Genomic DNA, 13,622 nt, shown 5'->3' with positions numbered 1-13,622 from the left:
ACTTATTGTTACTTTTGAAGGCAACTTCAAAGCCATTCCAGTAATCAGTGTTGCAGTAAAGTTAATTACTAGAATTATTACAGTAAGGACCAGTATGGTCACGATATTGTAAAGGAAAAGATGCAGGTTGACCATCAGCCCGATACTTATGAAAAATATGCTCATGAAGACATCCTGGAACGGTTGGATGTATCCCAGGGTCTGATGGGAATACTCTGTATTTGAAATCAGAAGTCCGGCTATGAACGCTCCAAGTTCCGGTCCTATTCCGATTAAACTTGTTCCGAATGTTGTTCCCATACAGATGAAAAGTGTCAAAAGTAAAAACAAATCCCTGTTTTTGGTTTTGGCGGCATCCCTCAATGCAAGAGGTATGAACCATTTTGCGCCGACATATAACATGACAACCAGCCCTATACATTTCACAATAAGTGAAGGCAGGTTGTTGAACGCCAGTTCATGTCCTCCGAGAAGGGGAGTAATCAGTATAACGATAATTACTGCAATGTCCTGGAAAATCAGAATACCCAATGTTACCCTTCCCTGAACTGAATGTGTGATATGTCTTTGCTGCATTATCTTCATGACGATTGCAGTACTTGAGAATGCAACCAGAAATCCGAAAAATAACGCTGAGTTGGGGTTGAGTCCTAAAATCAGTCCCAGTGCGGATATGAGAATTGTTGTAATGGATACCTGAAGGAAACCTCCGATGAGTGCATAGCGCTTGATCGATGAAAATTTCTCAACTGAAAACTCAAGACCTATAATGAATAGGAGAAATATGACTCCAAGTTCTGAAACGGTAGAAATCAGGCTTGTATCGTTGATTGCATGACCAAGCACGATTCCAGTAAAAAAAAGACCAATCATTGTTGGCAGCTTTAATTTGTTGAAGACCAATAACACTATTACTGCAGTAATAAGTATTATTGACATGTTTCCAAGTAGCGCTAAATCCATAATTTACCTTGGTTTTAAAAAAAGAGTTAAAAATAAGAAAATATTAGTAGATTAGATTCTACTAACTTTAATCAATGATTCTATAGGCACTTCTTCAATTTCTGAAAGACCTGCCTTGTCAATCAATACAACTACACAGAGAGGTTCTCCGCCTAAATCCTTTACGGTGTGGATTACTTCACGTGCAGTCTTTCCGCTTGTGATGACGTCATCTACAATTACGACCTTTTTGCCTTCGACGCTTCCGAAGTTGGTACTTATTGTACCTTCGTCATCGCTTTTGTCATTGTCTTTTCTGTGCTTGTGAGGGTGGAATATTGCAAGGGAAGTGTCTACGCCGGTCATTTCCTCCAACAGGTCAGACATCATTGTAGCAAATGGAATTCCGCTCACTGCAATTCCACAGACAACTTCAGCTTCGCCGTGAATCAATGTCATGTCGCTTAATGCACTGGCGACATATCTTAAACGTGCAGCATTTCCACCAATGCTTTTCCAGTTAATGGCAAAGTCAGTTGGTGCATCTGCTTTTACTTCGGTTGGTTTTTGCAAGGTCAACCATCTTGCAGTGTCCATACTTACATTGAGTTCATCAGCAATTTCGCCGGTAGTAAATCCGTGCTGTCTGAGTTCCTGAGCCTTTTGAATTAATTTTTGTTTCACTTATCTCACCTATTTGAGTTCATCTAAACTAACTGGTCTATGTTCTTTTGAGGATTTGTTAGCTGCAATGACCATTTTAAGAGCTTTAAGCCCATCTTCACCAGTTATGACTGGTTCTTTTTCTTCAACAACTGAATTGAGGAATGATTTTAATTCACCTTTGAGTGGTTCTTCGTGTACGATTTCAATATCCTGAGCAAATTTACCGAAGACTTCGATGCTTTGTTGGATGTAGTCAACAGAAATGATTCCTGCTGTTCCGGTAAGTTCTAATTCTCTACGTTTGTAAGGAGTAAGCCAGTTTACTTCGATGATTCCTGTTGATTCATTGTCAAAGCTTACCATTATCTCTGCATGGTCTTCAAATTCGCTGTCATCGAAACTGCTGTTCATTGTTCCGTAAACCTGGGTAATTTCCTCTTCAAACAAGTAGTTCATGATGTCTAAATCGTGAATTGCAAGGTCAATTGATACACCGACATCCTTTATTCTTGGTGGAAGTGGTCCTACTCTTTTTGCAAAAGCAGATACTATATCTCCAATAACTCCATCATCAATAAGCTCTTTTGCTTTTTGAACTGCGGGGTTAAACCGTTCAACATGCCCTGTTGCAAGAATGACTCCTGCATCTTTTGCAGCTGCAATCATTTCTTCAGCTTCAGTTAATGTGAATGCAATTGGCTTTTCAACCAGAACATGCTTTTTATGCTTTATTGCTTCCATTACAACATCATGGTGGAATGTTGTTGGGACACATACACTTACTACTTCAATTTCGGGATTTGCAAGTAATTCACAATAGTCCGTATAACCTTTCGCACCATATTTCTTCTCAATTTTTTTGAGTGCTCTTTCGCTAACGTCAGAAACACCCATCAAATTAGCTTCTTCCATTTTATGGTATACACGAACATGGTTTTCACCCATTGCTCCTACTCCAATAACTCCTACGTTTACAGTTCTCAATTCAATTCCTCCGTTTAAACATAATCCTCGAAAAGTTTTCCGATACGTTTGCCAAGTTCAACCGCATCTTTAATTGAACCCTTTTCGCTTTGCTCTTTAAGGATTTCTCCATCCTTGGTTAATAATATTGAATAAATATTAAATTCTTTGTCATTCATGCGTGCTATGGAACCGATTGGCCATTGGCATCCAACGCCCAATTCCTCAAGCACTTTCTTTTCTGAAAATACTTCCTGCATTGAAACATAATCATTCAGCTTGGAGATCTTGTCTTTTACATCAGAGTCCTTTCTTGTAATGATTGCCAAAGCCCCCTGACCTGCAGGAGGGGTAATGTAGTCAAGCGGAAATACTGTCTTTATGTATTTTGTCAGATTCAATCTTTTAAGTCCTGCCTCAGCCATTATAGTAGCATCAAGGTCAGTTTCAAAGACTTTATTGATTCTGGTTTCGATATTTCCTCTGATTGGCTTAAGTTCAAATTCCTTTTCATAATGATTGCAGAAAGCTTCCCTTCTAAGGCTGCTGGTTCCAAGTTTTGAACCTGCTTCAAGTTCATTCCAGCTTTTTTCAGAAATCAATACTTCATGGGGGGATTCACGCTTTGGAACGGCAACAACTTCAAGGTCTTCATCCAGTTCGGTAGGCAGATCCTTGAAACTGTGGACGGTAAAATCAACTTCCTCTTCAAGAAGTGCAATATCAAGCTCCTTGGTGAAAAGGCCTTTTGAATCCATATTGTACAATTGTGAGGTTGTGATTTTATCTCCTTTTGTCTTAATAATTTCAACGTCAATTGCTTCTTTGGTTAATTTTGATAAATCGGCACATACTTGATTTGTTTGTGCTAAAGCTAACTGACTACCTCTAGTTCCAACAATCATTTATTATCCCCGTTTTTTAATTTTTCATTATTATAAGCCTATAACTTATAAGAATTTTTACATTGTTAATTTTTATAATTAATTATAATTAAATGTTTCAATTTTTCTAGTAATTACTGGAAAAATCATCTTTGTGAAAGATTGCTGTAACTTGACCTATATATGAAAAGAAGATTTTTATTGTCGCTTATTGCTTTAGTGTAACAGTCATTGTAGTTTTCGATTATTTCTGCATTTCTGGTGATTTTTTCAGATATTGAAACGCCGACTTCACCGGTCAGTATCAGCCTGCAGTCAGTGGTGTTTAAAAATTCGGCCAGTTTGTCCTCATCAATTTCTTCACAGGTAATTCCATAGTCTCCGCCGATTGCAACGTAATAATCATCAAGATTATCAATCATGTTCATTGATTCCTTTATGGCCTGTGTGTTGATTCCCGGATTTATCTCTTCGATTATTATTGAATTTTCAATAGTCTTTTTATTGGTTCTTCCTGGAATGCCCTTGTAATTTTTCAAACCATCGATTATTTTTTGCTCAGGTATTTCAAGACATAGTGAGGTCAGGACAACTCCCAAAACATTTGATACGTGGTGCGGACCGGGTGCAAATGTCTTCACGGTGATTTCACCATCTAATACATTGTCTTTAATGCTTTTGACATCCCTATAAACAATATCGACTGTTGTTTCATCAAGGCTGTATGTGACGTTTTTGACATGGAGATTGGCGGATTTGTCACTCAGCGAAAATGTATTTACTTTGTTGTGTTCGATATCACTGTAATACTCGTCATAACATTCCTTTTGGCATGCTACAGTATTGCATCTGAAAACCTGTGCTTTTGCTCTGCTTGCAGAGCTTCTGCTTTTGGCAATAGGGTAGTCTTCGGCAATGTTTGTTAAAAGCCCCACATCTCCAATGCCTGTGACTCCAAGTGAGCTTTCAAAAATGGCTGAGGAGTATTTTTTCAAATTTTCGCTGATAACTTCGCCTTCAGCTATTTTGCAGATTGGATTTGCGACCTTATATGCCAAATCAATTGTTTCCTTGATGTTTGCAGGTGTTATTGAAATGTTCCTTTTAAGGACAATCTCATTTTCATCCGAATAAAGTATTGCTCCAAGGCTTGATAAAATCAGCGGGTTTTCATCAATGAGAATTTCCTTTAGCATGAAAACGGAGCTTGTCTTTCCCTTGACTCCGGTAACTTCAATTTTAGGAATGTCTTTTCCCCAGTCATCAAGAATTCTTGCTATTATTTCATGGTGTGTTAGAAATTCGTATTTTAAATCCGGATTGTAACTTTCAATTTCATCTTCGCTCATCGGAAGATGTACGGGTGCGATTACGCATACCTTGCCTTTAAGATTGGCCATATCATCAAAACCGATGACGTTTACGCCGTAAACCTCAAGCATCTTTTCGTCAATGCCTTTCATGGTATTGTAGATGTCGATGGCATGGACGACTTTTCCAGTTTTGGCAAGGCTTACTGCAATCTTGACGCCTCCATGGGTCATGTCGATTACTACATAATGCAATTTAGCACCAGCTGTTGTCCTTTTCAAGTCCGCCCTGTGCAAGCTTGTCTTTTACCTTTTTGTAGAAGTATTTGGTTGATGTTCTGATTAGATAAACGCTTTTGTCGGATTTTTTGAATTTGATTTCCTCTTCGTATTCTGCTTCTTCGTTTCTCTGACCGTCCATTACGAATACTGCAGTCTTACCTTTCTTAAGCAATTTTACTGTGATTTCACTGTTGTCTGATACGATGAATGGCCTTGCGCCTAGCTTATACGGACAGATTGGAATTATAATAAATCCTCCGACTTTCGGATCAACGATAGGTCCTCCGGCAGACATGGAATAAGCTGTTGAACCACTTGGGGTTGAAACTATTAGTCCGTCAGCCCTTACCTCTTCAATGATTTCTCCGTCCACCTTGATTTGGAAGTGCTGCATTTTTGCAGGCTTGTTGGTCATTATTACAACTTCGTTCATTGCGGTGTAGTAGTGGTTTTCGTGGGATACGACAAGTTTTGTCCTGTTTTCCTTGTAGTAGTTTCCTTTAAGAACCTCTTCCAATGCTTTGAATGTGTCTTTTGCTTCAATTTCAGTTAAAAATCCAACTGTACCCATGTTTATACCAAATATTGGTGTTTCATCTTTCATTTTTGCCTGTGCCCTTAAAAGGGTTCCGTCCCCTCCAAGAACGATTGCCATATCACATTCAAAATCGGTTATCTCGTATGCAAGCTGCTTGTAGTCGATATTGAAGTTGATGTCATCCAAAAGATGGGCAATGTCCGGATATTTTCTTTTGGTCTTTTCAATGATTTTGTCCAGTTTCGGATTTTCCTTCAGCTCAATCAGCTTTTGAACCAGCCTTTTTTCGATTATGACTTCCCTTCCGTTGGTGAGCAGGTAATCCACAAGCTGTGCTGTAAAGAGAATAGGACGTTTCTGATCGATTCTGCTTACGATTCCTATTTTTCCAATGAAATCGGTTTGATTGTCATTTAAGATGTCAATCATCTGTTTGTGAAGGATTCTATTGTTGGCAGCAATTACGATTGTCTTTTCGTGGATGCTCAATTTGTTGTTCAGCTTTTCACCGTATTTGTCAGTAATTATTCCTCCAGCCTCTTCAAGAATCAGTTTGGATGCTGCAATATCAATGATTCTACTTCCCCTAAGGTCGATGAATGCGTCATATCTTCCGCTTGCAACATATGAGATTTCAAGCACTACGCTTCCAAGCACTCTCATTCTTCTTGCATTGTCGACTAGATGTGATGCAGCTGAGGTTCCGCTTTTTGTAAATCCTCCAAGGGTAATGTCGCTGATGTTTACTGTATTGCTTGGATGCACTTCCTCATTGTTCAGCCAGCAGCCTTTTCCCTTTTCAGCTTCAAAAAAGTTTCCGTTGCCGAAGTTGCTTATAAAACCCAGTTCAACATCGTTCAATGTGGCAAGCCTTCCTTCAGGCACGCTTGCAACAGCTATTGAAATGCCGTATGCAGGAATTTCCTTGATTGCATTGCTTGTTCCGTCAATAGGATCAACCAGGAATATGAATTTTGGCCTTTCTTCCTCATCAAAGTCGTCACGCCTCAACTCCTGTGTCAAGATAATGCTTCTTTTGGTTCCCTTACCTAATTTTAACTCTCCGATTTCTTCACTTACAATATATGAAAGAACCGGTGCATTTTTCAGTATGTTTATGACCTTCTCTTCGGCGATAATGTCGATAAATGATGTGGGTGTTCCGTCGGCTCCCATCTTCACCTTTTCACCGGATTCCGGTTTTCCAACATATGGCCTTATTGCTCGGCCCACTTCCCTTATGATTTCATATGCAAGGTCTGTTGCAATTTTTTTATCCTGTGCATCCATGTTATCCCTCAATTATTTCATCTTTTAGGTATACTACTGATGCAACAACTGATGCAATGTTTTCAACAGTTGCTGTGCTTGATTCAATAATCATTTCCATGATGTCGACATCTCTTTTCTCCATCATGTATCTTACCATGAATTCGGCTTCATCCTTCAACTCTTCAGGGCTTTTGTCAATTCCAGTTGTCTCGACGACGCAGCCTAATTCATTTCCAATAGCTACTGCAACGACTGCAGTTATTTCGGCTCCCGGTTTGGATGATGTAACTTCGGATAAAACGCAGTTTACCATGCTTCCCGCTTTAAGTTTAGGCAATTCCTGAATTTCGGCATTGCCTGCAAGCATGCTTGATACTTTAATTAGGTTTACATCACCGATTCCGGCGTCACTCAATGCATTGTCGAAGGCATTCAGTTTTGTTGGGCCTTCAGACTTTCCACTTACTATAGCTATTTTCATTATATCACTTAATTTAATATTTTGATATTTATCATATAATAAATTACTCATATTTTTTAATTGCCCATTTATGAATTGGGCTTTCATTCGGGGCTTTGATTTAAAAACAAGGCTTTATTTCAACCTTTAAAAAAAGCAAAATAATCGAATACTTTATATAAAATAGAAAATATATCTTATATTAATCTAATAATATTCCTTATTATAAGATTATAAAAACCGGTTTTTATTTATGGAGGAAAATTAATGTCAACAAAAGTTGTAGAAATTAAAACATTAAAAGTTGGAAAATATATTGTTTTAGGCGGAGAAGCTTGTAAAATTATTAGTTATACTACTTCATCTCCAGGTAAACACGGAGCGGCAAAAGCAAGAATTGAAGCTGTAGGTGTATTCGACAACCAAAAAAGAAGTCTCGTTAAACCTGTAGATAACAAAGTAGATATTCCTATTATCGACAAAAGATTAGGTCAAGTCATTTCCATTCAAGGCGACAACGTTCAAATTATGGATATGGAAAACTATGATACCATTGACTTACCAATGCCTGAAGATTTAAAAGACGACATCGTCGAAGGTATTGAAGTTGAATATATCGTCGCTTTAGGAAACATGAAAATAATGAGAACTAGAGGATCTGCTTAATTCCTCTAATTATTTTCCTTTTTTAGATAAATTATGCTTTTTAATACATACGAACCGTGGAAATTTGCATTTTCATCTGAAAATGAAGAAATAAAAGAAAACTCATATGGGATAATCGGAGTTCCCTTTGACAGCACTACTTCTTATCACTCCGGTGCACGTTTAGGACCAATCGTTGTGCGTGAAGCATCATTTGGTTTTGAAAAATTCAATACTGTTTTTAACAAGAGCCTGACAGCCACATTTTACGATTTCGGTGACGTCAATGTTGTTCCTGGAAACTGCGAAAAGACATCACAGATTGTTGAAGACACCGTCAATGAAATTTTGGACATGAATCTCAAGCCGATTATAATTGGAGGAGAGCATTCCGCATCAATCGGAGCCATCAAGGCATTGTGCGAAAGATATGAAAAATTGACAGTGATTCACCTCGACGCTCACAGGGACCTTGCATTCGAATTCATCGGCGAGAAATACTCTCATGCAACCGTAATGAGGAGGGCTCACGAAATGGGTGCCGATTTGGTACAAATCGGAATAAGGTCATCATCACTTGAGGAAGAGGAATTCGTAAAGTCAACATACAATATCCAGACATTCAAAAACAAGGACGCCCACAAGCACATGGATGCAATAAAATACTATCTGACAAACATCGACGGACCAATCTACATTTCAATAGACATGGATGTCATAGACCCTGCCGTTGCTCCTAATGTTGGAAATCCGACACCGGGCGGATTGCTCGTTCATGAAATAGAATCAATTCTAAAGACATTGTGCCATAAGACTATTGTAGGATTGGATGTCGTTGAAACTGCAAGCGACAGATTGGGTGATGTCACTGCCGTTGTAGCCTCAAAAATAATCTATGATTTTTTAACATTGGTGGAATAATTATTTAACCTTATTTTTTCATATAATATCATATGAGAATCAGAGCGCCAATATTAATTGAAACGATTTTTCTTTTGATAGCATTCTCAATCTATTTTTTCTCTGGAAATGTGTTTTTCATATATAATTTTGCATTTATCGGAACTTCCGTAGCTGTTGGAGTATTTTTGACTCAAAACGGTTATAAGTTCGGTCGCAATATCATAATGCTTGCGGTAGGATCATATCTTTTGATATATGTTGGAATATTGGGCAGGGAAAATCTTTTGCTTTCCGGATTCTGGTATTATCTGTTTTTGGGAGTATTTGAAGCTGCTGTAGTTCACTATCTTATAGCTAAAATTGCAGGCCCTTTTATATTCGGCCGTGGATGGTGCGGATATGGCTGCTGGACTGCGATGATATTGGATCTGCTTCCATATAAGACTCCTGCCAATGAACGAAAGAACTGGGGATATGTGAGGTATGTGCTCTTTGCATCCATATTGTGTCTTGTTTCAGCACTCTTCATATTCAAGGTAAATAATCTGGACAATGTTTTGTTTTACATGTTCGTCATTGGAAATGTCATATACTATGTTTTAGGGATATTCTTGGCATATAAACTAAAGGACAACCGTGCATTTTGCAAATATGTATGTCCGATTACAGTATTTTTAAAGATGTCAAGTTATTTCTCGCTTTTGAGGGTAAAAGTCAACAGGGATAAATGCAATGAATGCGGCAAATGCATGAAAAGATGTCCGATGGATGTTGAAATTCTAAACGATTCCAGAAAGAGAAAAAACGGAACAGAATGCATATTGTGCCTCAATTGCGTTAATGACTGTCCGAAAAAGGCAATCAACATATGATAATTAATCAAGACTGATTATCGATAACATTATTAATTTCATTTCATATACTAATAACATCGGAATTCATGTTTTCCAAGGTGCACTGTATGTTGGATGATTTTTTCAAATTTAAGGAAAATGGGGCTGATTATAGAACTGAAATAATTGCAGGTATCACCACATTTCTTGCAATGGCTTATATTTTAGGTGTAAATCCGTCGATGCTGGCTGAAGGTGGAATGCCTGCCAATGCAGTATTTTTTTCAACAGCAATTGCATCAGGTCTCGCATGTATAGTTATGGGATTGGTTGCCAAATTCCCTGTTGGATTGGCTCCTGGTATGGGACTGAATGCCCTTTTCACATATACAATCATATTGGAAATGGGAAACTCCTGGGAAACTGCACTTGCAGCAGTATTTATTTCATCCATAATATTTTTTATCATTACCATCTCAGGTTTAAGAGAAGCTATTTTAAATCTTATTCCTGCAGATTTGAAAATAGGTATAGGTGCAGGTATCGGATTTTTCCTGGCATTTCTTGGATTTAAAGGTGCGGGAATTATTGTAAATGATCCGTCAACTTATGTTACAATGGGTAATCTGCTTGCACCCTCTGTAATTCTGGCTTTGATTGGCATTTTGATAACATTGGTTTTCTATATTCGAAAGGTACCAGCATCAGTATTTTTCGGTATGATAATCACTGCAGCAATAGGCATTGTATTCAGTTTTTTAGGATTCGGAACTGGAAATCCGTTAATGCCGTCAATTCCTGCACAATTCATATCTGTCAATTTTGATTTTAGTCTCTTTGGAGGATTTTTGCGAGGATTCGCACAGCTTTTCTCAAATATTCCTAACCTGTTTATGATGGTGTTTTCGCTTCTTTTTGTTACATTCTTTGATGCTACCGGAACTTTAATGTCATTAGGTAAACAATGCGGGTTCATTGATGAAAAAGGTCAATCGATGGGAATTGAAAAGGCATTTTTAAGTGATGCTATAGGTGGAATAATAGGTTCTGTATGCGGTACAAGTACAGTAACTGCTTTTGTTGAAAGTGCAACAGCTGTGGGTATGGGTGCAAAAACAGGTTTGTCGGCTGTTATAACCGGTATCTTATTCTTGCTTTCAATATTTATCGCTCCACTTATATTGGCATTGTTTACTCCTTCTGTAACTGCTGCAGCTTTGGTTATTGTAGGTTTCTTGATGATGGCTCAATTAGGAAGTGTGGATTGGGCCAATTCGGTAATTTCAGCATCTGTTTTTATGACAATCATTATGATGATTCTTTCATACTCAATTTCCATAGGTATTGCATGGGGATTCATTGCTTATTTCGTAGGATCCATTGCTGAAGGCAAGTTCAAGGAGATGGGTTGGGGAATGTATGCCCTGATGATTGTATTTTTAGTGTATCTCTTCTTCGGGCTTTAGATATTTTTAAAATTAGTCATTGTAGTCTTTTTCTACTTTGTCAAGATAATATTTGCCTTTATCGGTTATGCTGTAGAATCTGTACCTTTTGTCTTCTTCATTAAGACATTCCACTAAATCCGCTTCTTTTAGTGTTTTTAAGTACTTTGACACGTGATTGCTGTTGTCATTAATATCCTTGCTGATTTTTGAAGGAATCTTATCCTCCTTTTCAAGGGATTTTAAAACGTTTATTCTTTTTTTGGACCTTGCCAGCAGAGATATGATGCTCATATCATCTTTTTTAATCATGATTTTCAATTTAAATTTTGGCTATTTAATAGATATCTATATGATATTAGCATGCTAATAGCAATGTTTATATTATGTGTGTAACATATTTATCAGTACTGAATTGAGGTGATATTTTCAACAAAAAAATTTTTCTTGTAATTCCTGTTGTTATTGTTGCATTAATCATTATAATGCCTATAAGTTCTACTTATGATTTTGATGGGCATTTTACAATGAATGTTCCTTTAGGCAAGCATTATAGTGATGTTGCATGGTGCCGCCCCAATGGTGCATTAGGTTGCGCCGCTGAATATTGGGAAGATAGTGCCGGCTGTGAATTGGATAAAAATGAATTCGTTGTTTATTATTATAATAATTCACTGCTGGTTGAAGGTGAATCAAATGCATTGCAACATTCTCTCAATGGTTTAAATACATCATATTTGTATAAAATTGAGCAAAATGATGGAAATCTATTTGTATTGACCAATGATATCGGAATGAGAAATATGCCACCATATCTTGTAGGCACTGCAAATGATGATGGCAGTGAAGCTGTTTTTGTTGGAGGGTACAATCTCAATGACTTGAAAAGATATGCACATTCTGTTGAATTTAAATAGGTGAATAAAAATGTTAGTTCGTAATTTGGATTTTCTATCCATACCTAAAGAGTTTTCCAAAGTTGAAATTACGATTTACGACAATAAATCCATTGCTTTGGTATACATTAACGGTAAAGGATATTCTTTGGTTTTAAAAAATGAAGATGTTATTGATTCATTATTTTTATTGAAAACTGATATTGTCCCAAGCAATGTCAATGAACATTCCGACAGGGAAGATTTCATAAATGTAATTAAAATGCTGCTGGATAAGATTTACGCTGTTGCAGATATCAAGGAATATGAAAAGCAGCATCAGGAGCATGTATTTTTAAGATTGATGGACATGCTAAACGAGGGAACTGATGTTGAAATTATTTCTGAAGAAACTTCAAAGGTCTACAGCGACATTGAAAAAGGATTCATGAAGTTGGAAATAGATATTCTGGACAATAAAATCAATGCTTTAAATTCCTCTATTGCAGATGTTTCAAATAATCTGCAGGCTACAGTTGATGATATTGAAGAAAATTCATGGGGAAATAAGATTAGAAAGTCCATTGATCAAAATAACTGGGGTTAAACTATGGTAAAGTGTAGTAAGTGTGGAGCGGAAGTTGTCGGATCTGATTTCTGTTTTAACTGTGGTGAAAAAGTAGAAAAATATGAAGCAGGTTCTGATTTCTGTCCGAAATGCGGTACAAAAAATGGTAAAAACACAACATTTTGCCGTGAATGCGGACATAAGTTGGATAATGGAGTTGGTTTCGGCTCATCTCATTCTCAAAAGGAATGGCAGGCACGTCATGATGAGATTATTAGAAGATATGATATGTTGGCTGAAGAATTCGGCATAAAAGACGAAGATTACTTTTTAACCAGCGTTAAAAGATTCAATAAGTTGGAACAGACTACAACTAAACACCAATTGACTAATGATGTTGTTGACACTGCAGTATTTGGAATTCCAGTAAACAGATTGTTGAAAAGAGATTTGGGTAATGAAACTATTATTGATGGATTTTTCCTCATAAAAGAAGATAAATTTGTTTTCATGGAAATTGACAACAGGGACTGGGAAAAGGTCAATGCAGGAATAAACAATTTCTATTTTGATAAAATCGTATCAATGAGAGTCACAAAAAGGTTAGGTGATGAAAGTAGATATGAAGATATTACCAAAAGGGGATGGACATCAGCCAACGATATCAGACGCTCAATAAAAAATGATATTCAATCACTTAAAGCCACACGATTCAAAGACATGATTACAAACAATGACAGTGCCGACATGTTTGACAGATTGTTAATCAAATTGGTTGACAACACTTCATATGAAATCAGACTTCCAAGCTATAAATTCGGTCAAAATCTGATAGATCTCTTTGAAACATTAAGGGGAAAACCGCAGACAGTTGTTGTTCAAAATCCAACCTCTGAGCCTACAAAAGCACAGCAATTAAAGGAATTCCAGGAATTACTTGAAAGCGGTGCGATTACACAGGATGAATTTGACCAACTCAAAAAGGATTTGCTATTCGGTTGATTGGTGATTAGATGGTTAAATGTAGTAACTGTGG

Annotated in this window: 15 protein-coding genes; 7 read left to right on the top strand and 8 right to left on the bottom strand. The window is 37.2% G+C overall.

Annotated elements, in window-relative coordinates; all coding sequences use genetic code 11:
* The 7 genes from QZ143_RS07565 to QZ143_RS07535 all read right to left on the bottom strand — a co-directional run.
* Nucleotides 1-963 (bottom strand): cation:proton antiporter (locus tag QZ143_RS07565; RefSeq protein WP_292882817.1); only part of this gene is annotated, 963 nt, incomplete at its 3' end.
* A gap of 51 nt (nt 964-1,014) precedes the next feature.
* Nucleotides 1,015-1,626 (bottom strand): orotate phosphoribosyltransferase-like protein, encoded by a 612-nt coding sequence (locus QZ143_RS07560; protein ID WP_292606729.1) that lies wholly within the window; start codon nt 1,624-1,626, stop codon nt 1,015-1,017.
* A 9-nt stretch (nt 1,627-1,635) separates the two neighbouring features.
* Nucleotides 1,636-2,592, bottom strand: coding sequence for a Gfo/Idh/MocA family oxidoreductase (locus QZ143_RS07555; RefSeq protein ID WP_292882814.1), 957 nt, complete (start codon nt 2,590-2,592; stop codon nt 1,636-1,638).
* Between the two features lie 14 nt (nt 2,593-2,606).
* Nucleotides 2,607-3,476: a hydroxymethylbilane synthase gene (gene hemC / locus QZ143_RS07550; RefSeq protein ID WP_292882811.1), complete on the bottom strand. Its 870-nt coding sequence runs from the start codon at nt 3,474-3,476 to the stop codon at nt 2,607-2,609.
* A 125-nt stretch (nt 3,477-3,601) separates the two neighbouring features.
* On the bottom strand, nt 3,602-5,047 hold the full coding sequence (cfbE, locus tag QZ143_RS07545) for a coenzyme F430 synthase (RefSeq protein WP_292882808.1): 1,446 nt from the start codon (nt 5,045-5,047) through the stop codon (nt 3,602-3,604).
* A complete protein-coding gene (locus QZ143_RS07540) occupies nt 5,022-6,875 on the bottom strand; it encodes a bifunctional NADP phosphatase/NAD kinase (RefSeq protein WP_292882805.1) in 1,854 nt (617 codons plus the stop codon). The genes cfbE and QZ143_RS07540 overlap by 26 nt, the downstream gene beginning before the upstream one ends.
* A gap of 1 nt (nt 6,876) precedes the next feature.
* A complete protein-coding gene (locus tag QZ143_RS07535) occupies nt 6,877-7,338 on the bottom strand; it encodes an arginine decarboxylase, pyruvoyl-dependent (protein ID WP_292882802.1) in 462 nt (153 codons plus the stop codon).
* 246 nt (nt 7,339-7,584) lie between these two features.
* Between QZ143_RS07535 and QZ143_RS07530 the strand changes: the two genes are divergently transcribed.
* The 4 genes from QZ143_RS07530 to QZ143_RS07515 all read left to right on the top strand — a co-directional run bounded on the left by QZ143_RS07530 (nt 7,585) and on the right by QZ143_RS07515 (nt 11,164).
* Complete coding sequence (locus QZ143_RS07530; RefSeq protein WP_292606741.1) at nt 7,585-7,983, top strand: translation initiation factor IF-5A; 399 nt, start codon at nt 7,585-7,587, stop codon at nt 7,981-7,983.
* A 33-nt stretch (nt 7,984-8,016) separates the two neighbouring features.
* Complete coding sequence (gene speB, locus QZ143_RS07525; RefSeq protein WP_292882799.1) at nt 8,017-8,883, top strand: agmatinase; 867 nt, start codon at nt 8,017-8,019, stop codon at nt 8,881-8,883.
* A gap of 32 nt (nt 8,884-8,915) precedes the next feature.
* The gene (locus QZ143_RS07520; RefSeq protein ID WP_292882796.1) at nt 8,916-9,737 is read left to right on the top strand and encodes a 4Fe-4S dicluster domain-containing protein; all 822 of its coding nucleotides are present in this window, start codon (nt 8,916-8,918) and stop codon (nt 9,735-9,737) included.
* A gap of 89 nt (nt 9,738-9,826) precedes the next feature.
* Entirely contained in the window at nt 9,827-11,164 is a 1,338-nt protein-coding gene (locus tag QZ143_RS07515; RefSeq protein WP_292882793.1) for an NCS2 family permease, read from the top strand.
* A gap of 12 nt (nt 11,165-11,176) precedes the next feature.
* On the opposite strand, the gene QZ143_RS07510 is transcribed toward QZ143_RS07515, so the two are convergent.
* On the bottom strand, nt 11,177-11,455 hold the full coding sequence (locus QZ143_RS07510) for a winged helix-turn-helix domain-containing protein (protein WP_292606749.1): 279 nt from the start codon (nt 11,453-11,455) through the stop codon (nt 11,177-11,179).
* 173 nt (nt 11,456-11,628) lie between these two features.
* Between QZ143_RS07510 and QZ143_RS07505 the strand changes: the two genes are divergently transcribed.
* The 3 genes from QZ143_RS07505 to QZ143_RS07495 are packed head-to-tail and all read left to right on the top strand — an operon-like array spanning nt 11,629 to nt 13,588.
* Nucleotides 11,629-12,060, top strand: coding sequence for a hypothetical protein (locus tag QZ143_RS07505; RefSeq protein WP_292882790.1), 432 nt, complete (start codon nt 11,629-11,631; stop codon nt 12,058-12,060).
* A 10-nt stretch (nt 12,061-12,070) separates the two neighbouring features.
* A complete protein-coding gene (locus QZ143_RS07500) occupies nt 12,071-12,625 on the top strand; it encodes a hypothetical protein (RefSeq protein WP_292882787.1) in 555 nt (184 codons plus the stop codon).
* A 3-nt stretch (nt 12,626-12,628) separates the two neighbouring features.
* Nucleotides 12,629-13,588 (top strand): zinc-ribbon domain-containing protein, encoded by a 960-nt coding sequence (locus QZ143_RS07495; protein WP_292882784.1) that lies wholly within the window; start codon nt 12,629-12,631, stop codon nt 13,586-13,588.
* Nucleotides 13,589-13,622: the final 34 nt, after the last annotated feature.

Origin of the sequence: Methanobrevibacter sp. UBA188 (assembly GCF_905234905.1) — an archaeon.
Lineage (GTDB): Archaea > Methanobacteriota > Methanobacteria > Methanobacteriales > Methanobacteriaceae > Methanocatella.
The sequence above is the reverse complement of the archived record's forward strand: the minus strand, read 5'-3'. Positions and strand labels throughout refer to the sequence as shown.

Bases quoted from the DNA above. Each gene is read 5' to 3' on its own strand.
- QZ143_RS07540 (WP_292882805.1), bottom strand. From the start codon at position 6,875: ATGGATGCACAGGATAAAAAAATTGCAACAGACCTTGCATATGAAATC.
- QZ143_RS07495 (WP_292882784.1), top strand. From the start codon at position 12,629: ATGGTAAAGTGTAGTAAGTGTGGAGCGGAAGTTGTCGGATCTGATTTC.
- hemC (WP_292882811.1), bottom strand. From the start codon at position 3,476: ATGATTGTTGGAACTAGAGGTAGTCAGTTAGCTTTAGCACAAACAAAT.
- QZ143_RS07510 (WP_292606749.1), bottom strand. From the start codon at position 11,455: ATGATTAAAAAAGATGATATGAGCATCATATCTCTGCTGGCAAGGTCC.
- QZ143_RS07535 (WP_292882802.1), bottom strand. From the start codon at position 7,338: ATGAAAATAGCTATAGTAAGTGGAAAGTCTGAAGGCCCAACAAAACTG.
- QZ143_RS07530 (WP_292606741.1), top strand. From the start codon at position 7,585: ATGTCAACAAAAGTTGTAGAAATTAAAACATTAAAAGTTGGAAAATAT.
- QZ143_RS07505 (WP_292882790.1), top strand. From the start codon at position 11,629: ATGCCTATAAGTTCTACTTATGATTTTGATGGGCATTTTACAATGAAT.
- speB (WP_292882799.1), top strand. From the start codon at position 8,017: ATGCTTTTTAATACATACGAACCGTGGAAATTTGCATTTTCATCTGAA.
- QZ143_RS07520 (WP_292882796.1), top strand. From the start codon at position 8,916: ATGAGAATCAGAGCGCCAATATTAATTGAAACGATTTTTCTTTTGATA.
- QZ143_RS07515 (WP_292882793.1), top strand. From the start codon at position 9,827: ATGTTGGATGATTTTTTCAAATTTAAGGAAAATGGGGCTGATTATAGA.
- QZ143_RS07500 (WP_292882787.1), top strand. From the start codon at position 12,071: ATGTTAGTTCGTAATTTGGATTTTCTATCCATACCTAAAGAGTTTTCC.